General features: G+C 39.7%; 19 protein-coding genes and 1 pseudogene. 5 read left to right on the top strand and 15 right to left on the bottom strand.

The window, feature by feature from the left end:
* Positions 1-125 precede the first annotated feature (125 nt).
* From FFM59_RS05850 to helD, 8 genes and pseudogenes are all read right to left on the bottom strand, one after another.
* Positions 126-707: a uracil-DNA glycosylase family protein gene (locus FFM59_RS05850; RefSeq protein ID WP_137602118.1), complete on the bottom strand. Its 582-nt coding sequence runs from the start codon at positions 705-707 to the stop codon at positions 126-128.
* On the bottom strand, positions 700-1,323 hold the full coding sequence (locus tag FFM59_RS05845; RefSeq protein WP_170175947.1) for an HI_0552 family protein: 624 nt from the start codon (positions 1,321-1,323) through the stop codon (positions 700-702). The genes FFM59_RS05850 and FFM59_RS05845 overlap by 8 nt, the downstream gene beginning before the upstream one ends.
* Positions 1,324-1,359: 36 nt before the next feature.
* Positions 1,360-1,797: a DEAD/DEAH box helicase family protein gene (locus tag FFM59_RS10155; RefSeq protein ID WP_225420304.1), complete on the bottom strand. Its 438-nt coding sequence runs from the start codon at positions 1,795-1,797 to the stop codon at positions 1,360-1,362.
* Between the two features lie 45 nt (positions 1,798-1,842).
* A pseudogene (locus FFM59_RS10150) lies at positions 1,843-2,229 on the bottom strand (restriction endonuclease); the annotation flags it as partial.
* 388 nt (positions 2,230-2,617) lie between these two features.
* A complete protein-coding gene (gene guaA / locus FFM59_RS05835; RefSeq protein WP_137602116.1) occupies positions 2,618-4,174 on the bottom strand; it encodes a glutamine-hydrolyzing GMP synthase in 1,557 nt (518 codons plus the stop codon).
* Positions 4,175-4,262: 88 nt separating this feature from the next.
* Entirely contained in the window at positions 4,263-5,183 is a 921-nt protein-coding gene (gene coaA, locus FFM59_RS05830; RefSeq protein ID WP_137602115.1) for a type I pantothenate kinase, read from the bottom strand.
* A 159-nt stretch (positions 5,184-5,342) separates the two neighbouring features.
* Complete coding sequence (locus FFM59_RS05825; protein WP_137602114.1) at positions 5,343-7,457, bottom strand: LTA synthase family protein; 2,115 nt, start codon at positions 7,455-7,457, stop codon at positions 5,343-5,345.
* Positions 7,458-7,741: 284 nt separating this feature from the next.
* Positions 7,742-10,033 carry an RNA polymerase recycling motor HelD gene (gene helD / locus FFM59_RS05820; RefSeq protein WP_137602113.1) on the bottom strand — a complete coding sequence of 764 codons (2,292 nt, stop codon included), beginning with the start codon at positions 10,031-10,033 and terminating at the stop codon, positions 7,742-7,744.
* Positions 10,034-10,220: 187 nt separating this feature from the next.
* Between helD and FFM59_RS05815 the strand changes: the two genes are divergently transcribed.
* The 3 genes from FFM59_RS05815 to hflX all read left to right on the top strand — a co-directional run bounded on the left by FFM59_RS05815 (position 10,221) and on the right by hflX (position 12,896).
* Entirely contained in the window at positions 10,221-10,871 is a 651-nt protein-coding gene (locus tag FFM59_RS05815) for a VTT domain-containing protein (protein WP_137602112.1), read from the top strand.
* A 71-nt stretch (positions 10,872-10,942) separates the two neighbouring features.
* On the top strand, positions 10,943-11,596 hold the full coding sequence (locus FFM59_RS05810) for a histidine phosphatase family protein (protein WP_137602111.1): 654 nt from the start codon (positions 10,943-10,945) through the stop codon (positions 11,594-11,596).
* A gap of 25 nt (positions 11,597-11,621) precedes the next feature.
* A complete protein-coding gene (hflX, locus tag FFM59_RS05805; RefSeq protein ID WP_137602110.1) occupies positions 11,622-12,896 on the top strand; it encodes a GTPase HflX in 1,275 nt (424 codons plus the stop codon).
* Between the two features lie 284 nt (positions 12,897-13,180).
* Here the strand turns inward: hflX and FFM59_RS05800 are convergent, their stop codons facing one another.
* From FFM59_RS05800 to FFM59_RS05770, 7 genes are all read right to left on the bottom strand, one after another.
* Positions 13,181-14,062: a sulfite exporter TauE/SafE family protein gene (locus tag FFM59_RS05800; RefSeq protein ID WP_137602109.1), complete on the bottom strand. Its 882-nt coding sequence runs from the start codon at positions 14,060-14,062 to the stop codon at positions 13,181-13,183.
* 137 nt (positions 14,063-14,199) lie between these two features.
* Positions 14,200-15,186 (bottom strand): D-2-hydroxyacid dehydrogenase, encoded by a 987-nt coding sequence (locus FFM59_RS05795; RefSeq protein ID WP_137602108.1) that lies wholly within the window; start codon positions 15,184-15,186, stop codon positions 14,200-14,202.
* A gap of 3 nt (positions 15,187-15,189) precedes the next feature.
* Complete coding sequence (locus FFM59_RS05790) at positions 15,190-16,362, bottom strand: aminotransferase class I/II-fold pyridoxal phosphate-dependent enzyme (protein ID WP_137602107.1); 1,173 nt, start codon at positions 16,360-16,362, stop codon at positions 15,190-15,192.
* A gap of 178 nt (positions 16,363-16,540) precedes the next feature.
* On the bottom strand, positions 16,541-17,098 hold the full coding sequence (locus tag FFM59_RS05785) for a cysteine hydrolase family protein (RefSeq protein ID WP_307722423.1): 558 nt from the start codon (positions 17,096-17,098) through the stop codon (positions 16,541-16,543).
* A gap of 140 nt (positions 17,099-17,238) precedes the next feature.
* Positions 17,239-18,741: a xylulokinase gene (xylB, locus tag FFM59_RS05780; RefSeq protein ID WP_137602105.1), complete on the bottom strand. Its 1,503-nt coding sequence runs from the start codon at positions 18,739-18,741 to the stop codon at positions 17,239-17,241.
* Between the two features lie 106 nt (positions 18,742-18,847).
* The gene (gene xylA, locus FFM59_RS05775; protein ID WP_137602104.1) at positions 18,848-20,185 is read right to left on the bottom strand and encodes a xylose isomerase; all 1,338 of its coding nucleotides are present in this window, start codon (positions 20,183-20,185) and stop codon (positions 18,848-18,850) included.
* Positions 20,186-20,367: 182 nt separating this feature from the next.
* Entirely contained in the window at positions 20,368-21,543 is a 1,176-nt protein-coding gene (locus FFM59_RS05770) for an ROK family transcriptional regulator (RefSeq protein ID WP_137602103.1), read from the bottom strand.
* A 272-nt stretch (positions 21,544-21,815) separates the two neighbouring features.
* Between FFM59_RS05770 and FFM59_RS05765 the strand changes: the two genes are divergently transcribed.
* Positions 21,816-22,847 (top strand): aldose epimerase family protein, encoded by a 1,032-nt coding sequence (locus tag FFM59_RS05765; RefSeq protein ID WP_137602102.1) that lies wholly within the window; start codon positions 21,816-21,818, stop codon positions 22,845-22,847.
* 512 nt (positions 22,848-23,359) lie between these two features.
* Positions 23,360-23,737 (top strand): helix-turn-helix domain-containing protein (locus FFM59_RS05760; RefSeq protein WP_443094094.1); only part of this gene is annotated, 378 nt, incomplete at its 3' end.

Below are 23,737 nucleotides of genomic sequence, written 5' to 3'. Positions count from 1 at the left end.
TAAATTATACATTTTTTTCAAATTTATGGGTACTTTTGTTTTAGTGCGCCGTAAATTTATTTTGTTTCATATAAAAGCACTGTCATCCAAAACATTCGTTTTGTCGCAGCGCCCTTCTGCATTACTTATCTTAAAATATGATCAATTTGTTGTTTCAAAGCTGGTAAAACATCTTGTTCATACCAAGGATTCTTTTTTAACCACCCATAGTTTAGTGGTGACGGATGAACTAACGGAAAAAATTTGGGCAAATATTTTTGATAATCCATTACTGTCTGGGTCAACGTTGCCTTAGAATCTAGGTCCAAATAATAACGTTGCGCATAGCTTCCGACTAATAATGTTAATTCAATATTTGGCATTAAATCTAATAATGGCTGATGCCATTTTTCTGCAAAACCCTTGCGTGGTGGTAAATCACCACTTTTAGCTTTCCCAGGATAATAAAAATCTAGCGGCACCACCGCAATTTCACCTGATTGATAAAATTCATCATCAGACACACCCATCCACTCGCGTAACCTCACGCCACTAACGTCATTCCAAAAGATTTTTGTCTCTTGTGCTTTACGCCCTGGTGCTTGACCAACGATATTGATTTTTGCTTTTTGACCAGCATAGTACAGCGGTTCAATCCCTTGTGAAGTGAAGTCTGCGTTATCTGGATCATTTTTAATCGCATTAAAAATTTGGTCAAACTCATTCATCAGCCGCTACCTCCAGGCTTCCAATAACTTCTCGATACAATGGCAATAATTCACTTACTGCTTTTGAAACTTCTTGTTCAAAATTGAACTCTGCTGCTAATGGAAAATACCACACTTTGCCAATCATCAACGGTTCATCACTCTCTTGATATTGGTCCAATCTTTGATGTGGTTCCAATTCAGATTGACTGGCAGGCCAAACATAATATTCGGCTGAATTGACCGTTCGTTGCCAGTTTGTCAGTTGTTGATTAACTGCTGATTGGTATTGGGTTGGTATTCCTAATCGTGTTTCGCTTTTATAATTTTGAAACATTAAATAAACCTGCAATTGTTGTCGATTGACGAGCACTCCGATGCAGGGATTAACATCCCCGATTCGATAACAGGTCCAAAAGTGATCTCGAATTTTCCAACCATTGGTCCAACTTTCAATTTTCAGTTTTCCCAAATCTAGTTTCGCCGCTGTTTGTAAATTAGCACTTTTCCAGTCATTCCAAATTAATTTGTAATCAACTTTAATTGCTTCAATTTCTGATTCACTTAATTGTTGTTTTAATACTTTAAACGAAAACGTTTCTCGTTGAAATATTTTTGGCCATTCATTAATATTCATAGCTATCCTCATTATTCGTAATCTGGCGGCCACGTGTTAAAAAGTTGCCACGATTTTGCCTAATACCTGATGTGACTTAATTTTTTTCAATCCATTTACTATTTCATGTGCTGAAATAATTTCAGTGATTTGCGGATCAATGCCATCAGTATCAACTAAATTGAGCAATTCCATGGCCATTTGACCTAAATCACGTACTTGTGCAGGATTATTGCTTCGATGAGCACCACCAAGATCAATTTTGGCATACGTTAAGGCTTTATCCCAGCTGAACAAAGTCTGAGACAATAACTGGATACTTGGCACCAGATACAACACAAAATAGTCTTGCTTCTGTTCATTTGCAGCCATGGCTTCCGCAATCTTGAGACTAATGAAGGTCTTCCCAGTCCCGGGAGCCATAATTAATTTACCGCGTTCATGCTCATCAAAGTAAGCCACGGTCTTATCAATGGCTTCATTTTGGTACGCCATTGGTTGTTTATGACTGGCAGTAATTGCTTTTTCTGCATTGCCAAAACTGAATTGCGACCAGTCGAAGCTAGAGTGCTTGAGGTCAGACAACCCAATGCGGTTAATATCCTTACAGCCATCATCCAAAGCCGCTTCGGCGTTTTTGTTCCAGTCGTCCGTGGTGGCGACTAATAGGCCGTCTGCATAGTAATTTTTGTTCAGTTAAGCAACGTAACTATTGATGGTATCCTTGCCAACTTTGCCGTGATAATACTTAGCCTGTACGGCGGTTAACTCATCAGAATCGCGGTGACGAGCCACAAGATCAACGCCAAGGTCTTTCTTAGGAATATGGTATTCGGCGGGAACTTCGCTTAATAGCCACACATCATCGTACAGATTCTTATATACTGGTTCGTTAAGTAGGTACGACTTAACAACTTCTTCAAACATCGTGCCGCGATTACGTTGTACACCGTTAGCACTTTTGTCAATTTGGGCAATTAAACTATCAAAATTATTTTCTAGTCTGGTCTGGTCTCATGGGTAACATATCTCCGTTTCTATCAAGATTATTTTTTACTCACTCTTTGACGCTCTATATCGCTTTTATTATAACAGGTTTAATTTACCAACGAGACACTCTATATACGCAAAAAGCCACTAGTGGACGAACCCCTAGCGACTTTCTTATGAACTTTACCAACAGTCCTTCGCCAATTTTGGCGGAGTTTTGGCGGAGCATTTTATTTTTTTAGCGGAGTTGGCGGAGTTTGAACCTATTTCCATAAATTCAAAACGCCTTTATACCATTATTTTAATATCAATTCTAGTAATGGGTTTATTCCCACTCAATTGTCGAAGGTGGCTTACTCGTAACATCGTACACTATCCGGTTAACCTGCTTTACTTCATTAACAATTCGAACTGAGATATCTTGTAAGACATCCCAAGGAATACGAGCAAAGTCAGAAGTCATTCCATCAATCGAAGTTACGGCACGGATACCAACGGTGTAATCGTAAGTCCGACCATCACCCATGACACCGACACTCTTGATTCCTGGTAAAACAGTAAAGTATTGCCAGATTTCTTTATCAAGGCCAGCTTTTTTGATTTCTTCGCGAAGAATATAATCACTTTCACGGACAATTTCTAGTTTTTCATCGGTAATTTCACCGATAACACGAATTCCAAGACCAGGACCTGGGAATGGTTGACGCCATACTAATTCGTAAGGCATCCCCATCTTTTCACCCAATTCACGGGCTTCATCTTTAAATAAGCTCCGTAATGGTTCAATCAAGGTAAAGTGGATATCGTCAGGAAGTCCACCAACATTATGATGAGACTTGATGGTTTGTGCGGTATCAGTTCCACTTTCAATCACGTCGGTATACAGCGTGCCTTGAGCTAAGAAATCAATATCGTGTAACTTACTTGCTTCGTCATTAAAGACTTGGATAAATTCGTTGCCAATAATCTTACGTTTCTTTTCAGGATCACTCACACCAGCCAATTTACTTAAGAAACGTTCTTGAGCATCCACTTTGATGATGTTCAAGCCAAATTTACCAGCTAAGCTATCCATGACTTCTTGTGCTTCGTTCTTACGGAGTAAACCGTGATCAACAAAGATACAAGTTAATTGGTCACCAATTGCCTTGTTGAGCAAAACTCCAACGACACTGGAATCAACCCCACCAGACAAGCCAAGAAGCACTTTCTTGTCGCCAACTTTTTCACGAATATCAGCAATTTGCACGTCAATGAAATCATCCATTGACCAGTTAGCAGTTGCGTCACAAACATCAAAGGCAAAGTGGTGCAAGATTTGTGAACCGTATTCGGTGTTTTGGACTTCAGTATGGAATTGCAGACCGTAGAATTTACGTTCATCATCCGCCATTGAAGTAATTGGACAGTTAATACTTGTCGCAACCGTTTTAAAGCCATTTGGTACCTTGGTAACTAAATCGCCGTGGCTCATCCAAACGTATTGCTTTTTGGGTGTTCCAGCAAACATAACTGCATTCTCGTCTGTTACTTCAATATCAGCATGACCATATTCAGAGTTGTCAGCTTTTTCAACTGCGCCACCCTCAAGTGTGTTTGCCATTAATTGCATTCCGTAACAAATACCTAATACAGGGATTCCGAGATTGAAGATTTCAGGATCAACTGTAAATGCACCTTCGTCATAAACACTGTTTGGTCCACCAGAAAAAATAATTCCCTTTGGATTGAGTTTCTTCAACTCTTCAGCGGTAGTTTTATGAGACATTAACTCTGAGTAAATACCAAAATCACGAATTCGTCTGGTAATGAGCTGATTGTATTGACTACCGAAGTCAAGTACAACGATTTTATCGAACGCATCAAGATTTATATTTGCCAACAATTGCCACCCCTTATTTTTTATTTAACAATGAATTTATTTTACGTGTTTTATCCTAGTGGGTCAATCTTTATGAGAATTTCTTCATTTATTTTCTTAAATAAATGTCATCAATCTGATGATGCTTAGTTTTGTGTAAAATGACGTCCGCCCGATTCCGGGTTGGAAGGATAAATTCGCGCAAGTTGGTGTAATCAATTTCACGCCAAATTTTCTTCGCATGTTCAAACGCCACGTTACGATCACCAATCGCTAGTGAGTAATAATAATTGGTTGGATCCTTAAAAGCTGAATCCAGTAACATCCCAAATCGTTCCAAGAACCACTGCTCAATCAAGCGTGGATCAGCATCAACGTACAATGAAAAATCAAAGAAATCACTGATGTAGAGTAGTTCATTACTAGGTAACTGTAACGTGTTAATCCCTTCAACAATCAAAACATCCGGCTTTTCCAACGTTTGCATCTCGTCAGGGACAATGTCATAAATTTGATGCGAATAAACCGGCAGTTGTACTGAATCAACGCCGGCCTTCAGGTCATTTAAGAACGTTAATAGTTTCTCCATGTCGTAGGATTCCGGAAACCCTTTGCGGTTCATGATTTCTTTATCTTTCAATACCTGGTTAGGATATAAAAATCCGTCGGTCGTAATCAAATCGACTTTGGCATCAGGCAAGAACTTCTCTAGCAATTTCGCTAACAACCGGGCGGAGGTACTTTTTCCCACTGCGACTGATCCTGCAATCCCTAGAATGAACGGCACCCGTTTTTGTGGCAGTTGCAGAAAATCGGTCTTTTCTTCTTGCCAGTTTAAATATTGTTGATATCTTAATTTAATTAATTTAGTGAGAGGTAAGAACACCTCATCCACATCTCGAACTGAAATGCGGTCACTAAAGGCTTTAATTTGGTTCAAGCTATTTTGACTGATTTCAATTCTGTCGTTCGAATAAAATTGTCGCCACTGATCACGATCAAAGTGATAGTAGTTTATTAACTCTTCCATTAATTGGGCCTCTTCCGATATATTTTCGCTTTTAATAATAACATACATTGTCAGCTTTTCAGTGAGGAAAAATCGGCTTTACTGTCAAAACTAAATCATGATACAAAAATAACGAAATCCAGTTCAATTGAGCTGAATCTCGTTACGATTTGTTAACGGTTAGTTATCTGCCGAAGCAGCGGTTGGGAATGTGTATTCACCAATGTTTTTACCGTCTAATTCCGGTGCATCGGTGGTGTAATCTGACAAGGTAGAGCCACCATTTTCTGTTTCAATACTTGTTTTCTTCTCTTTTTTAGCTTTTGCAAGTTTTTGAAGTGATTTCTCCAAATTATAAGTGTAATTCTTCTTATTAACTTTGGTGAAGCCCTTTGGATGGTAGAACCTTAATAGATCACCATTGACGACTTTATCAGACATGTTTAATTCTGTGGTTACATACTTCTGAATCTTATTAATGGCCGTAGTTTGTTCGCTGGTTGGACTGCTAATCTCCTTACCAGTCTTGGTGTTGTAGACTGTCCCACCATACTTCGTGTAAGTTGGACTGACAAAATCACCATCACGGAAGGAAACAATTTGATTACGACTCGTTGACAACAGGTCTTGACCAAATTGAACAAAGCGACTGGAATCAATGCCCAGCAAGTTTTCAATCGTTGGGAGCACATCAATTTCACCACCATAAGTGTGATTGATACCACCCTTTAAACCAGGCATTTGAATCATGAACGGCACTTTCTGGAACATCGCTAGATCATAGTTATCGACGCTGTTCTTACCCAATATTTGAGCAATGGCCGACTTATGATTGTCGGAAATACCGTAATGATCACCATACAGTACCACCATACTATTGTCCCGTAACCCAGTTTTATCCAGGTAACTATAGAATTCCTTAATTGATTCATCTAGATAATGAGCCGTTTGGACGTATGGATCAACGGTTGAATCACCAGTCTTCAAGGCATCAATTGACTTATTCTTGGAATCAAGAATATATGGATAATGGTTGGTTACCGTAATCAATTTTGCATAGAATGGTTGTGGTAATTGCTGAATATACTGCATTGAACTGGCCATAAAAATTTTATCTTTAATCCCATAACCGGCGTCATAATCCTTAATTTCTGGGAAGTAAGATTTACTAAAGTAGTAATCATAGCCCCAAGACTTATAAGTATTATCCCGGTTCCAGAAACTAGGCACATCCCCATGGAATGAAGCACTAGTATATCCTTGGTCTTGAGCCAAAATTGCTGGCGCAGCTTGGAAGGTATTGCTGGTCCCATCGACACTCATCGCTGACCCTTCAGGTAAACCAAACATTGACGTTTCCAACATTAATTCAGCATCAGACGTTTTTCCTTGTCCCACTTGATGGAAGAAATTATCAAAGGACAAGGTATCACTTGAGTGATAAATACTGTTCAAGAATGGAGTCACTTCTTCACCATTCACTTTATAGTCAATCACCCATTGCTGGAGACTTTCCAAATGAATAATAAAGACATTTTTACCTTTGGCCACGCCTGAGTACTCAATGTTGCCATTGACTCGATTAGATTTTAAGAAATTCAAAACCGGCGTTAAGTCTTTCGTATTGGCGTTCGCCTTAATCGCGCTGTTCCGGGTCGTTTTGACACCATCCACAACCGTATAGGCTTGTATGCCCAGGTACTTAACCAAATAGTTGTTATCAAAGGTTCTCGTCAATAAACCTGAACGATCAGATTCAGCCATACCTAAGTTAACCCCAAACAACAAGGCCCCAAGCAAGGTAATAATTGCGGCATAACGGCGTTTGAAATAACGCGTATCAATTCGAATGACGTGGAAGGCTAAGACAATAATAATCAAGATTACATCGGCGAACACAAACAAATCCGTAAAGTGGAAAATTCCTGCAATACTTTTTCCTAAGTTGTTCGATGCTGATCCAGAGCTTTTAATAATACTAAACGTGATAAAGTCCGAAAACTCTCGATAATAAAGGATATTGGCAAAGAGCCACATAGAGAGTAATCCATTTAAAATCGACATTAACCAATAGGCTAAGCGACCACGAAAATACAGTGCAATACCCAGAAAAATTAGTGCTCCGGGAATAGTATTGAACGCCAACAAAAACTGTTGCATCCCCCCCGTAACACCAAGCGCAAACTTGGTGCTATACGCCCAGTAACTCTTAATTGCAAATAAAATTACTGTGAGCGTGAAAAATCCTAATCTTGTGTTCAGACCAGATCTTAATTTCTGCAACACACTGCTCATAATTTTCCCTCCATTAATCTTAAAATCACCATATTTCATATTACTCTATTCCCAATAGAAGACAATTTATTCTCGAAATATTTCCAAAATGTTTACCTTTTGTTCATAAACCGAACGGATGATTTTATTAATTACTGAAATTATACCTTAAACTATTTAGAACACCAAAGAATTAGGCGGAACCATCATTCAAATTGGTCATTCACGATTAATTCTCAATTTACGCACGTAACTTTCTCAGTTCATACAAAAAACACCACCGAAGTGATGTTTAAGTTTTCAAATTAGATTGTGTCGTATAAATTAGTTGGCACTTGATCAAGTAATGGTGTCATCGTCTGAACACCGACCAAGCACAACGCATGCATGGCACGTGAACAAACCGTATAGAGTAATTGGCGTTCATCTTCTTCAGCATATTTCTGGGCATTAGCATCCCAGATAATCACGGAATCAAATTCGAGTCCCTTGGCCAAGAACGATGGAATCACCAACGTGCCTTTAGCGAGTCGTTGATTTTCAGTCCGAATCAAGGTCGTTTTAACACCACGCGCCAATAATTCTTCGTAAATCCGCTCGCTGTCTTCTAACGTTTTACCAATAATCGCGCTGGTATCGTCTTCAGAACTAGCATCCTTTAAGGCCCCAATCAAGCTCGTGACAGCTTGTCCTTCAGTATCTTCAATCAAGACACGCGGTTTAGCTCCAGTCCGTTCAAACGGTTCAATCGCCTCACCATTGGTTAAAATAGCTCTCGTAAATTCGGTAATTTCTTTCGTCGAACGATACGACTTCGTTAACTGCACAACTTCCGTCTTATCGGGGTCAAACATCGTGTTCAACTGCGCTAATAATGACCGACTATTTTCCTTGGTGAAAATGGCTTGGTTCAAATCACCTAACAAGGTGAATTTGGCCCGTGGGAAACTAAATTTCAAATAGGCTAATTGGAATGCATCATAGTCTTGAACTTCATCAATAAAGACATAACGAATATCTCGTTCACCCTTTTTACCGGTGATTAAGTCATACAAGTATAAATAAATTGTCACATCATTAGCGGTTAAACGGCGTTCCTTCAACTGATCGTAATTCACGGCCACATGGTTGTCCCAATCTTCTTTGGTTAAACCATACTTTTCAAGGTTCACCAAATGTGGGGCCACCCGTTTGAAATGAATAAACTGGGCATTGATGTTCAACCAACGATTGTGATCGATTGCCTTTTTAATTGGTTTAAAGGCTTTTAAAACTAATTGACGGGCTAAGAATGTAAATTCCTTATCTGCTGAATCAAATTCTCGTGGTTGATCTCCAAACAAGCCATCAATTTCTTGCTTAGTTAGGTTTTGAACTTCTTCTTCCACCCACTTAGTCCGGATTTCTGAACTAACCCGATGATTTAATAACCGGACCAATTCTTCTTTCGTCGCATCCAAGCGATTCGACAAGTGATAATTTTGATTGAAGGAATAATAGAGTTCCTCAATTTTTTCTCGACTAAAGAACACTTTGCCATTGAACATAATGTTCCGGAATTTCATATCTTCTTTTTCAAGATGATGAGCATACCGGTTGGTGGCGTTGAAGAAACCGAGACTTGTTTCCATCCGCGTAATATTGGAATCAGTTTTGGTTTGATCATTTTCAAATCGTTGTTGCAGCGTTTGGACTTGAATGTTTGGTAAACGCCGGTTCGCAAATTGGAAGTACGTCATTTGCACCATGTTATGTTCACCAAGTTCAGGTAACACTTGATTAATATAATCATTAAATAACTGGTTAGGTGAAAATAAAATAACTTGTCCGGCGTTCAAATTGCCGCGATAACGGTATAGTAGCCAAGCAATTCGTTGCAGAACGGCCGCTGTCTTCCCAGAACCGGCTGCCCCTTGGACAAATAAAAGTTCGGCGCTGGTATTTCGAATAATTTTATTTTGTGATTGTTGAATGGTGGTGACAATGCTCTTCATTTTGGTATCAGAATGCGTACCCAACGCTTCTAACAACATTTGATCACCAACGGTTTCATCGGTATCATAAATCGTTACAATCACACCATCAGCAATTTGAAATTGACGTTTCAATTTGACGTCAACTTCTTGGACCCCATCTGGCGTTTGGTAACTAATATTTCCTAGTCCACCATCGTAATAAATACTGGAAATTGGTGCACGCCAATCATAGACCAAAAAATGATCTGGACGATCAGTAAATGATGCGAGCCCAATATAGATAGTTTCGTCGCTATCTTCGCCTTCTTCATGAAAATCAATCCGGGCGAAATAAGGTGTTTTTTCAAGTTTGGTTAAGGTTTGCAGATTGCGTTCCGCGTGTGAACGACTAGTTTCCCGTTGTTCCAACATCTGTTGTTGTTGTCGCACGGACATCGCCGTTTCAACCATTCCACTATAGGTCGTACCGTTAATTTTGATGTCATTAAACTGTTTGCCAATATCTTCAACATCCTTATCGGCGGTGTTGATATTTTGCTCAGTCTTTTTGGCCGCGGCCTGAATTTTCCCAATTACCTCGTCGAGATGATTTTGTTCGTATTGTTCAATTGAATCAGTCATCTATCTTTACCTCCCCGTGGCTTTTTAATTGTACAATTATAGCATTTTAATTACACCGCTTTCAAATTATTATTAAAGAATATCCAAAGTTATGTCCAGATTGCTAAAAATAGTATAAATTAGTAGTTTTTTCGAACTGAGAAATTTAAACTAAGGGTAATAAATCTGCACCTGAGGGAGGATTGACATGGATCAAGTAATTTATGTATTTACGCACATTGAAGATATTATCATGTCAGTCATCACCTGGCTGGGACCGTGGAGCTACATGGTACTATTTTTATCCACCTTTATGGAAACTGGCTTAGTCATTTTCCCCTGGCTCCCTGGCGAATCACTAATTTTTGTCACGAGTACCTTATCAGCCATCCCTGGCTCTTCATTAAAAATTGTGCCACTGGTGCTCACTTTTTTTGTAGCCGCGGTGTGTGGCGATATTGTTAATTACCATATCGGTAAGACTTTGATGAAGTGGAAATTCTTCCGCCGCCGCGTGATGGGTCCAAATGTCGTCAAGGCGGAGGCGTTCTTTAAACGACATGGCGGGAAAGCGATTATCTTTGGTCGTTTTGTGCCAGTGATTCGGACTTTCGTGCCACTAGTGGCCGGAACATCTAAATTTAGTTTCAAAAAATTTATGCTGGCTAACTTGGCCGGTGTCAGTCTATGGGTCGCCATTGCCAGTATCTTGGGTTATTACTTTGGCACGATTCCGCTGGTGAAAAATCACTTATCGTTTGTCATCATTGGAATTGCATTTGCCACCATGCTACCCGCAATTTGCTTATGGATTGTTAAATTTATCCGTCGCAAAGTGATTGACCGAAACATGCTGTAACCATACCCCTAACTTATCATTGTGGTACACTTGACGTGTAGTAAAAAAGATAAATAAAGGGGTATTTTCTTATGGCAATCAATGTTTATTTTGTTCGACATGGACAAACCTATCTCAACAAATATAATCGTCTCCAAGGCTGGTCGGACGCCCCACTAACCGAAAAAGGCATTGCTGACGCGACCCGCGCAGGTAAGGCACTGGCGCCTGTTCAATTCGACGCTGCATTTAGTAGTGATTTATCTCGAACAATCGCCACGGCCAAATCAATTTTAGTTGAAAATCATTCAGCGCTGACCCAACCAATCCCTAGCAAGTTCTTCCGAGAAGAATTCTTTGGTTACTTTGAAGGAGCAGATGGCCCTTCTACCTGGAACTATCTTGGGCGACCTCATGGATACAGTACTTTTGAAGAAATGATTGCGGGTTTAACTATCGAAAAAACACGTGACATTATCGCTGACGCTGATACCTTTGGTGACGCTGAAGACGATGCTACTTTCCAAGCACGGATGGATGAAGGGCTTGCGTTACTTCGTCAACAACCAGATAACACCAACGTTTTGGTGGTCTCACATGGGACGACGATTCGCTCGTTAGTCAGTCGCTTTGCACCAGAATACAATCCAACCAGTTCACCGGTAAACGGGAGCATCACTAAATTCTTGCTCACTCCTAGTGAAACCAAGGTTGAATTTTTTAATCAAGTTTCATTACCAAAATAAAAATGGAATCCGAGGACACTCATATATGGATACAATGCCACCAATTGAATCAGTCATCATCGCTGGCTTGAATAACAGTCAATTAAATTTCGAATACTCCATGAATGAATTGGCCGAATTAGTCAAAGCCAACAATATGGAAGTGAAAGATCGTTTGGTTCAAAATTTGGATCGACCTAATTCAGCTACTTACTTTGGTAAGGGTAAAGTCGACGAATTGACAGAAACTGTACGGTCATTAGACGTGCATACAATTGTGACCAATGACGAACTAAGCCCCAGCCAGATTAGAAATTTGGAAGCCGCAACCGGAGCACGTTTATTAGACCGAACTGCGTTAATTCTCGAAATTTTCGCCAAACGGGCCCAATCAAAAGAAGCTAAACTACAAGTTGAAATTGCACAACTTAAGTACCGTTTACCTCGTCTACGCACTAGTGCCAATCAAAGTTTGGATCAACAAACTGGTGCCGGTGGCGGGAGCTTTACCAACCGTGGTTCTGGTGAAACTAAACTGGAAATGAATCGGCGAACCATCGAAAATTCAATCACACATTTACGTGGTGAATTAGATGAAATCAATAAATCGGCCGTTACTCGCCGCCAACAACGGATTAAGAACCAAATGCCAATGGTCGCTTTAGTTGGTTATACGAATGCTGGTAAATCAACCGTCATGAACGGCTTAGTCCGTAAATTTGGGGTCGATGAAGATAAGCAAGTCTTTGAAAAAGATATGTTATTTGCTACTTTGGATACTAGTGTCCGTCGTTTAACTTTACCTGATCAAAAACAATTTTTACTCAGTGATACAGTTGGATTTGTCAGCAAACTACCTCATAACTTGGTTGAATCTTTCAAGTCAACCTTAGCCGAAGCGTCCCAAGCGGACTTATTACTACAAGTTATTGATTATTCGGATGCACATTATAAAGATATGATGGAAACTACTGCCGACACCCTGGCAGACATTGGCATCAAAGACATTCCAATGATTAACATTTTTAACAAGGCCGATAAAATGGAAATCACCTATCCCACTTTGGAAGGTGATACCCAAATCGTCATGTCTGCGATTCAACCAGAATCACTCGACATGTTAACCGACCTGATTAAAAAATCGTTATTCAAAGATTTCGTCACGACCACGCTTTTAATACCTTTTACTGAGGGTAGCGTTGTCACTTATCTCAATGACAATGCCAGTGTAATCAATACTGATTACGTGGCTGAAGGCACTCAAATTGAAGTTGAATTATCTGCCGCTGATTATCAACGATTGGCGGAATATGAATTATAAGAAAAGCTGCAAAATAAGCCGGGTGCAATCGAGTATTAGTTTAGAACAATGGATATAAGTGCACTTCTTATTTACGTTGTTCGTAACTAAACGGAAATTGCTGACTTATTGCGCGTAATTCTGACTGCAATAAAATTGCATTTAATAAAAACTGCGAAATAAGAACTAATAAAGGGACCGTCGAACATAACTAACGTTGTGTTCAACGGCCCCTTTTTTTGAATGAACTCTATAAGTCAAATCATCGATGATTTACCCGACTTAAGTCACACTTATTATTTAATTTATTTCATAATTTTTTCAGTTGCTTTCGCCGATCTCCATAGTTGATATGAAGTCCAGAAACTGACCACGACGATTAACCATCCGAGCACTTCGAGCGATAAGCTTTTAACTACTGTCGCCGCAATCACAACCCCAATAATCCCGCCTAAAATAAAACCAAAAACACCTCGCAATGAATAACGATTGGTGCGCATGAAATTAACACTTGAAGCCGGCATTAAGAGTGCACAAGAGAGCATCATGATTGGAAAAGCCGCAATGGGTTTGAGTCCTAAGAAATAGACTAAAACCATACAAGGAGCATACAAACCTACGCCAGCTGCCATCAGCATCCCCAAAATAAAGTTTCCGATTACTCCAACTACTAAGGCTGCTCCAGTTAACCCTAGTGCATTATTGTGTACAGCAATAATTGAAATCCAGCCCATTTTATTGATGGCCATCAAAATTGACGTTGCAATCAATGCCACCGACATTGTCTTTTGAATCATGACTTTATCAAGCCGGACGACAACTTCACTACCAATCACCGAACCAATCACAGACGCTAACACCATTGACACTAACGTCGTAATATCCACATCGACTGCCGTCACGAAGAAAAGCGCTTCAACAATCGTTGGAATGGCATGAGCCATATTCATCGTTCCTGGTAACTTGCGTTCATCATCCAGATACTTGGTCCACTGAAATAAAGTCGTGGTGGTAACGAAACTCCCGACTCCTAAAGTATCTAAGAAGTCCGTGATGAAACCAATCCCAAAACCCAGAACATTGTCTCCAGTATTAAATGCTAATTTTTGCTTGATTACTTGCGCAACAATCAAGCTTCCTAATCCCACTGCACTAGCCAGTAGCACAATTACAATTGCTGCTATCATATTTTCTCTCCCCGATTTGAGTCCAAATATAAGTATATTAAATTTTAAGGAGAATTACCATAATTGTTGGCCGAAAAAAACTGATGGTTATCCCAAGCATGCTGAATAACCATCAGTTATAGATTGTACAAAGTTTGTTAATTTAATGCGTTGCGACTCTTCCCACCATTGACCAAAGTCACAACATCGTTAAGTCCGATTTCAACGATATTTCTGATGGCCGTGTTTGTAAAGAAGGCGGAATGTGGTGTAATCATTACATTTGGCATTGCTTTTAAGGTTTTATAATCATCTGGTACGGTTGCTGGATCAACTTGTTGTTCGAAGAATTCTGTTTCATCCGCCAACGTATCCAAGGCAGCCCCCGCGATTTCATGATTCTGCAAGGCCTTGATCAAGGCTGGTGTATCTACTAGGCCTCCACGTGCCATGTTAATGAAGTACGCTGTCGATTTCATTTTAGCTAACGTGTCTGCATTAATGATATTGACCGTATCGTCTTGCAATGGCGTGTGAATTGACACAATATCTGATTGCGTCAGCACCGTGTCCAAATCCGTATATTCCAAATATGGTTCCAGTTCAACGTTATATGCTGGATCAACAGCCAAAACTTTCGCACCCAAGGCGGTATAAATTTGCGCACTGGCGCCACCAATATGACCGGCACCAATAATTCCAACGGTTAAATTATGAATTTCTTGGCTAATCATCCCGTGCCATAAGAAGTTTCCTTCGGCCATCCGTTGATCAAAGTAGCCCAATTGACGAATCAGACGCATCGCTTGGGTAACCCCTAATTCAGCAATTGCTCGTGGTGAATAGGCTGCAATATTGGTGACGGTTAGGCCATTATCCGTGGCTGCTTGAAGATTAATAATCTCAAACCCAACCATCCGCGCCGTTAATTGTTTTAAGCCAAAACTAGCTAGCTTCTCGTACACGACAGGTTCATGGACATTGGTCGTTTGTTGAATATCGATACCGTCGTAACCTTTTGCTAAATCAACCGTTTCCGTCGACAAACTCACATCTAACATGGTCACTTCATTGCCGGTCTTTTTTGACCAAGCTTCTACATAGGGCTTTTCTTCTGGCAAAACGCTATACATAATAATTTTCATGATCTACTCCTTAAAATCATTGACGTTCAACTGTTTAATGCGGACAAATGCTTCTTTAATGACATCCAGTGGTTGAGTGGCGGCAATTCGTATGAAGCCTTCACCTGACTGGCCAAATGCTAACCCTGGAATCACAATGATACCAGTTTTTTTCAATAAAGCTGCAGAGAAATCAACTGAATTTAAACCAGTCTGACGGATATCAACGAAGGCATAAATCCCACCTTCAACTGGCGCAACATCCAACCAATCAATTTCTTTCACGGCAGCATCGATAAATTCCAAACGTTCCCGGAATTCAGCAGCAAATTTTGGTGCAAATTCATCGGCATGCTTCATTGCGTAAATAGCCGCTTCTTGAGACAAGATTGGTGCTGAATAGGTAATTCCTTCATTAACCAAACGAGTGGCGCTCGAGACATATTCTGGGGCAATTAAGTAGCCAATGCGCCAACCAGTCATCGCAAAACTCTTTGACATACTACCAAAGGTGATGGTGTTTTCCGGTGCAAACGTGGCAAATGGCGTGAAATGTTGGCCTGGCATCAAGAAATCGCCATAAACTTCATCGGTGAGTACAAACATGTCATGTTCAATGGCTAAATCAGCGATTTGTTGAGCAATCTCATCACTCATCACGTTTCCGGTTGGATTATTGGGTGAGTTAAGTAGTATGGCCTTAGTCTTTGGGGTAATCAGTGCAGCGACTTCTGCCGCTTGGACCGCAAACCCATTTTCTGGTTTAGTACCTAAAATGACTGGTACCCCACCAGTGGCGATGACTTCGTCTGCATAGGGCGAGAAACATGGTTGGGAAATGATGACTTCATCCCCAGCTCCAGGGGTTAAAATGGCCCCCAAAGTGATATACAAAGCATGTGAAGCTCCCACAGTGGCGCGAATTTGATCAATATCAAAATCTAATTGATATCGATCATGATAATAGTCTTTAATTGTTTGGCGTAGTTCAGGTAATCCACTCGCTTCCGTATAATGAGTTTGCCCCGCTGTGGCTTGCTGATACGCATAATCGATAATTGGCTGTGGCGTTGTAAAATCGGGATCACCGATTGATAAGTCGATGGCGTCAGTCGCATTAGCGGCTAAGGTCGTGATTTCCGCCATAATATTTGGTGCTGGATGTTGGTAACGTTGATTTAAATTAGAACTGTCCATGTTTACCTCCTACTCACATTCATAGCATTAATAATAATTCAACTATACACCCAATATATTCATTATTTCAATTAAAATCAGTTAATATTCATAAATAGCCCTATTTTTTGTGAATATATGCAAAAAGCTATTGAACAAAAAATTGTTCAATAGCTCAGTTACAATGGAAATTATATTTTTATTGAATTACTTCCGCACCTAAAATACCTTTAAAATGTCCCAATGCCCATTGTTGGCCTTCATCGGTTAATGCGGCCACTGCCGATGCTGGAATTGTCATTGGATAATTCAGGTTGTAGGCGTCAACTGCTGTGTGTAGCACACAAATATCGGTACACACGCCAGTTAAAATCAGATGGTTAATATGACGAGCACGTAAATCAAGATCTAAACTGGTGCCCGCAAATGAACTATAACGCGTTTTGTCCATCATCCAAACCTGAGCATCATCTTTGTGGGTTTCATACCAAGTTGCTAAAGGACCATAATATTCCCGGCCCCAAGTATCTCTGACGTTATGGCTCGGAAATAATTTAGTTTCAGGATGGTAGGGATCATTAGGTACATGCACATCCGTTGGCAAAATTACCCAGCCACCATCGGCTAACGTTTGATCCGCTAACTCAATAATTCGGTCGGCAATTAACTGGCCCGGTTTACCGCAGGTTAAGGCACCTTTATCATCCACAAAATCATTCGTATAATCAATTATCAACAGTGCATCTTGACTACTCAATTCCATCACCCCATCATTTTAGTTGGGTAAATTCTACCATCATTCCGTCCATCTGTCATATTAAAAGTACAAAGTATTTAAATTCAACGCAAAAAAGACTGAATCATGATGCATTCAGTCTTAATGCGTAACCATTTATCTTAATACTTACGACGGTAGTCTAATAATTGATGACTAATGTCGGCAGTGGCAGGATAAACTTGTTTGTAAATTTTGTGCATCGCTTTGTATTTCTCAACATTTTCTGCATTTGGCGTATAAACTTTGCCGAAATGAACAAACTCAGCGGCACAATCTTGAACGGTATCAAACCAGCCCAACCCGACGGCAGCTAACATGGCAGCTCCCATCCCAGGACCTTGTTCATTTTCAAGACTTACGACCTTCTTGTCGAAAATATCAGCTTGGATTTGTAACCACAGTGGACTCTTTGATCCACCACCGATAGAAACGACCGTGTCAAAGTCTTGACCATTTTCATCAAAAATATCCATGATGTCAGCAAATGAGTAAATAATGCCTTCAAGGACTGCGCGAACAAAGTCTGAACGCGTATCAGTCCCATCAATGCCAATGAAACTTCCACGAATATCAGCATCCGCATATGGTGTCCGTTCGCCAACAATATAAGGTGTAAAGACTAGTCCATTCGCACCGACTTTTGATTCTGCTGCACTCGAAACGAAGTCCGTGAAATCATCGGTTGGTCCAAAGGTCTTCTTTAGCCAGCTTAAACTGTAACCAGCAGCTAACGTAACGCCCATTGTATAGAACTTATCTGGAATGGCATGATTAAAGAAATGCAACTTACCTTTGTAATCAACATCGGCATTGTCATCATACTTCAGGACTACACCTGAAGTCCCGATACTTGCCATCACCATATTTGGTGCTAAGATTCCAGAGCCAACTGCTCCAGCTGCATTATCCGCTGCGCCACCAAAGACTTTCGTGTCTTGAGTTAGACCAGCAAATAATGAATAACTTTCAGAGATGTTACCAGCAAAACCGATTGATTCAATCAATGGAGGACACATGTCCAACGGAATACCAAACTTATCGGCAACCGTCTTGCTCCATTCTTTCTTAGCGACATCTAATAACACCGTTCCGGCAGCATCAGAATATTCCATAGCAATTTCGCCAGTCATCCGGTAACGGAGGTAATCTTTAGGTAGTAAGAAAGTCTTGGCTTTCGCAAAAATATTAGGTTCATTTTCCTTCACCCATAAAATTTTAGGTAAAGTAAAGCCTTCCAATGGTTGATTACGAGTGATATCAATAAATTCATCACCCATCACGTCCAGAATTTCTTCCCGTTGTTTGGTTGTCCGGGTATCATTCCACAAGATTGCGGGACGCAAAACTTGTTTGTTTTCATCTAAGAGTACTAATCCGTGCATTTGGCCGGAATAACTAATTCCTTCAATTTCTTCAGGTTTAATTCCATCATTTAAAATTAAGCGCACGATTGAAACGGTTGTGGCTGAAACCCAATCTTCTGGATTTTGTTCACTGTATCCAGGTTTGGGATTACTTAATTCATAGTCAAAACTTTCTTGAGCGACAATGTTCCCATTGCGATCAACTGCAGAAACTTTAACGGCACTAGTTCCTAAATCGACTCCAAGTACATAACTCATCGTCCGTTCCTCACTTTCAATTTATAAAATAAAATGGAGGGTGGAATATTCATCCCATCCTCCACTTATGATTGACCTATATTAACTTGTCATCAGAATACTTTGATTATTTCAAAGCGTCAATGATGTAGTGGTTAATTGTATCTTTAACTTGTTCTAGGTGATCTGAGTGAGTAGCATCACGAATTTCTTTTGAAGTCTTGTCAATAGTGTAGGCTTCAAGTTCTGCTAATCCTGCTTTACCACTTTCGATATCAGCACCGATACCTGATTTGTATGAAGAATAACGGTCAGCAACAACGTTATCAAGAACCTTGTCTTCCTTCATCTTCAATGCAACACGTAATCCGGCAGCAAATGTATCCATACCAACGATATGTGAGTAGAATAAGTCATTTGCTTCGAATGATGAACGACGTGGTTTAGAATCAAAGTTCAATCCACCATGAGGTCCGATTTGTCCTTCTTCAACAACTTCAGTCATGGCTGCAACTGATTCGTAAAGGTTTGATGGGAATTCATCAATATCCCATCCGATTAACTTGTCACCTTCGTTAGCATCCAATGATCCTAACATACCGGCTTCACGAGCAACACGGATTTCATGTTGATAAGTGTGACCAGCCAAGTTAGCATGGTTACCTTCAAGGTTCAACTTGAAGTCATTTTCAAGTCCGTATTCCTTCAAGAAGTTAAGGGTTGTAGCAGCATCAAAGTCATATTGATGTGTCATTGGTTCTTTTGGTTTTGGTTCGAGCATGAATTGTGCGTCGAATCCAATTTCGTTAGCATAATCTTTAGCCAAGTGGAATAACTTAGCAGCATGTGATTGTTCTAACTTCATATCAGTGTTCCAAAGTGATTCGTAACCTTCACGTCCACCCCAGAATACATAGTTTTCTGATCCAACGCGCTTACCAACTTCCAAGCTGTGCTTGATTTGAGCAGCTGAGTAAGCAAATACGTCAGCGAATGGTGAAGTAGCAGCACCGGCAACGAAACGAGGGTTACCGAACATGTTTGAAGTGTTCCATAATACCTTTTTGCCAGTTGTCTTTTGATATTCAACGATACGGTCAACAACTTTGTCTAAGTTTGCGTTAGTTTCACGAAGTGTGTCGCCTTCTGGGGCTAAATCACGGTCGTGGAATGCAAAGAAGTCAACGCCTAATTTGTCATAAAATTCGAATGCATAGTCAACTTTTGCAAGTGCCAAATCCATTGGATCAGAATACTTATCGTAAGGACGAATAGCAGTTCCGTCACCAAAGTTATCGACTAAGCGTTGGTCAAATGTGTGCCAGTATGCAACTGAGAAGCGTAACCAGTCACGCATTTTCTTTCCGCCGATAACTTCGTCAGCGTTGTAATAATGAAAGCCTAAGCCTGATTCCAATTTGTCTGTGCCCACGTAAGGGACTTTGTCTACGTTCCAATATGCCATGATTAAAAGTGCCTCCTGAATTTAGTTTGTTGTTTCAACCAACTTACAAGATTAAGTATAACGCTTACATTTTATATTGCAACCCCTTTCAACAAAAAAGTTCAAAAATTTGCCTCGTGTGTGATTATTTGCACATTGATTTCGACGGTAAAAAAATAGAAGCTATCGCTAGCTTCCATTATTTAAAGTATTTTGTTTAACTCTGAATTAAATTTCAAATCCATACCTTCCATTGCTAAGGCTTTATGAGTAATTGCCGAACAGCCACCTAACATCGAGGAGTAACGTGCTCCTGGCATATCAAAGATTTCAATCAAATTATTGCCAGAACGCATCTTATATTTAGCGTTCAAAACGGGGACCATTTCTGGGATATTTTCAACAAGATCAGAACTAATATAGATTGATTCTGGATTTAACCCCATCGCTGTATTGTAAATGATTATTGAAAGATAGCTACAAAAGTCTTCCACTGATTTAACTACTTCTTCGTTTTGTTGATAATACAACTTGGCAACTCCAGCAAAATCCAAACTAGGTTGGCTGAGATTAGTCCGAATCGTTTCAATAATTGCATCTTGAGAAGCAAAATCTTCAATCTTAGTGCCTTTATCCGGATTGTTAGGATCAGCTAAGTAAATTGAACGTCCAACTTCACCAGCTTCACCATATTCACCACGATAAATTTCATGATCAATAACAATCCCGGCCCCAATCCCTTTATGGATACTGAAGACAACAATATTGTGTAATCGTTTATCAGACAACTTAGAAAAATCGCGTTGCGCCATCGCCACCAAGTTGGCTTCATTTTCTAAGACCACCGGTACTTCAAATTCGTCCGTTAAGACTTGATATAGATCCACATCTTGCATATCAATAAATGGCGATGATTTGATTTGCGTTCCCATGACAATTCCATGAATCGCTACAGAAATACCCATTAAACCTTCACGAGTGGCACTTAATTTTTTTGCTTCTTCTATTAACATCTCGACCATTTGGTGAATGTCTTTACCGACCGTATAAATTCGGTCGTAGGAAAATGGAGTTCCTTCTATATAATTGGCCATCACATCTAAGTGGTTAAATCCAAGGTCAAAATTAATGGTGTACCCGTAGTCCTTGTTGACTTTAATCATCACTGGCTTACGGCCACCGACCTCAGAACTATCACCTTGACCAGTTTCTACGACTAAATCTTTTTCTTTTAAATCATTATAAATGGCTGAAACCGTTGATTTGTTCAATCCTAAATTTCGCGAAATTTGGATCCGCGAAATTGGTTCATCTATGAAAATTTGTTGCAATACTGACTTTTCGTTGTTACTCCGTATCTCTTCTTTTCTAAGTGTCATAATTGCTCCTCGTCTAGTTACATATTCTTTCTAATTCTACCATATCCCCCAGTTAGTTTGAATACAACAAAATGTACAAACCCGGAATAGTTCGTTTACATACCAAACTAACTACCATTGTAATTATATAAACGTTCTTGATGCAATGCAAGCACTTTCAAATGTTTCATACTGTTTATTTAATCTTCACTATTTAGATTATTGTTAAGTAGTGGTAGAATATATTTAATCGCTTACATTCCCACAACAACTTAATTATGGAGGAAACATACATGAATATTGAAAAAGTCTCATTTGGAGAAGCAAACTCAAAACCAGTTGATAAATATACTTTAACTAACGATAACGGTGTTAGCATTTCGGTGCTAACATTCGCTGCACTCTGGCAAGCATTCAAAGTTCCAACTGCCAAAGGTGATGTTAACCTGCTTCTCAGTTCTGATAACATTGAAAATTACACCAATAATCCATTCTTTGCAGGCCGGATTGTCGGCCGGATTGGTGGACGTTTGAAGGATGGTCAATTTGAAATTGATGGTACTACTTACCAAGTTGAGCAAAATGAAGGTAAAAACAGTCTTCATAGTGGTACTAACGGATTTGCCAACCAAATCTGGAACGCTGAAACTAATCAAACAGCTGACACAGTTTCAATTACTTTGAGCTTTACTTTCACACCTGCTATCGATAAATTCCCAGGTAACTTAGATGCCAAAGTAACTTATACGCTCCACAATGACAACTCAGTCACCATTGACTTCAACGGAACAACTGATGGTAACACCTTGTTCAACCCAACGAGTCATGCATACTGGAACTTGTCAGACGGTGGTGCTGACATCCTTAACCATACTTTCCAAGCTAACTCAGGTTCACATTTGGAATTTGACAATGAAAAAATTCCCACTGGTAACTTGCTAGTAAATGCTGGAACTCCATTTGACTTCAGCAAACCAACTTTGTTTAAGGATGCAATCGAAGGTATGTCAAATACCGATGAAAAAGGCTTTGATGATATCTTAGTTGTTAACCCTGACAGTGATGAAGAAATTGCTACTTTGACTGACAAAGATAGTGGCCGTTCAATCAAGCTCTATTCAGATCGTAATGGACTAGTAATCTTCACGGCTAACTCATTTAACTCTGACGCAACTTATGAAAATGGTGTTGGTCATCCATACCAAGCCGTTGCTTTGGAAATGCAAACATTATCAGATACACCTCACCACGCTAACTTTGGTGATGTAACCTTACGTGCTAATGAAACTAAAAATTATCAAATCAAAATTGTGCCTGAATTCTAGGAAATAATTTAAGAGAGAATCAGTTAATCGACTGATTTGTCTCCATATACAAAAAGCGCGACCTATCAGGGCGCGCTTTTTTGTATCATTAATTTGCAAATCTTTCCCTATGTGGATAAAAAACATACTATTTTTCCTGAAAATCAGCTGAAATTCTATGAACTTCAGTGAAATAATAAAGTCGATAACTAAAAGTTCGTGGCCTTTAGTAATAATCGACAAATCTTGATATGAATATGAAGAGTATGATTTTCATTGTGTACTAAATAGTTACGTAAATTTAAACGACAAATCAACTTTCTAAACTAATAAATCCTTATTATTACGATCAAAGGCCAGCCCACCATTACAACCTAATTTTTTGATTGTTTTTGTTTCGAATTTTTTAACCGCGCGTTTTATAATCAAGTTAGCCAAATACTTTTAGCTAATTGATAAAATAAAAAACACCAAGACAAATCTCTGTTATCATTGATGTTCCTACACAAACAATGAAAGAGGTTATTGTCTTGATGCAAGAACAGAATACCACAGTCAGAAAAAAAGGTCAGCACCTAACTTCGTTTGAACGAGGCAGAATTGCTACGCTACACAGCCAAGGCTATTCCAATCGTGCAATTGCCAGAGCGCTTAATGTTTGTCATCAAACAATCAATAATGAATTGTGCCGCGGCGAGATCGACCAAGTAAAAAAAGTGAATGGTCAACGCCAATATTACGCTGTATACTCACCAGAAACAGCACAAGCTAAGTACGAAGCTAATCGAGCCCACTGTCATCGACCTTTGAAACTCGTCGGTGTCGCTGATTTTATCGACTATTTTACGACTCATTTGCGTCAAGATGGTTGGTCGCCTGATGCAGCAGTAGGACGGGCCAAACTTGAAGGC

Source organism: Paucilactobacillus nenjiangensis, assembly GCF_005405445.1.
GTDB classification, from domain to species: Bacteria; Bacillota; Bacilli; order Lactobacillales; family Lactobacillaceae; genus Paucilactobacillus; species Paucilactobacillus nenjiangensis.
Note: the sequence above shows the minus strand (reverse complement) of the source record. Positions and strands in the feature narration are given on the sequence as shown.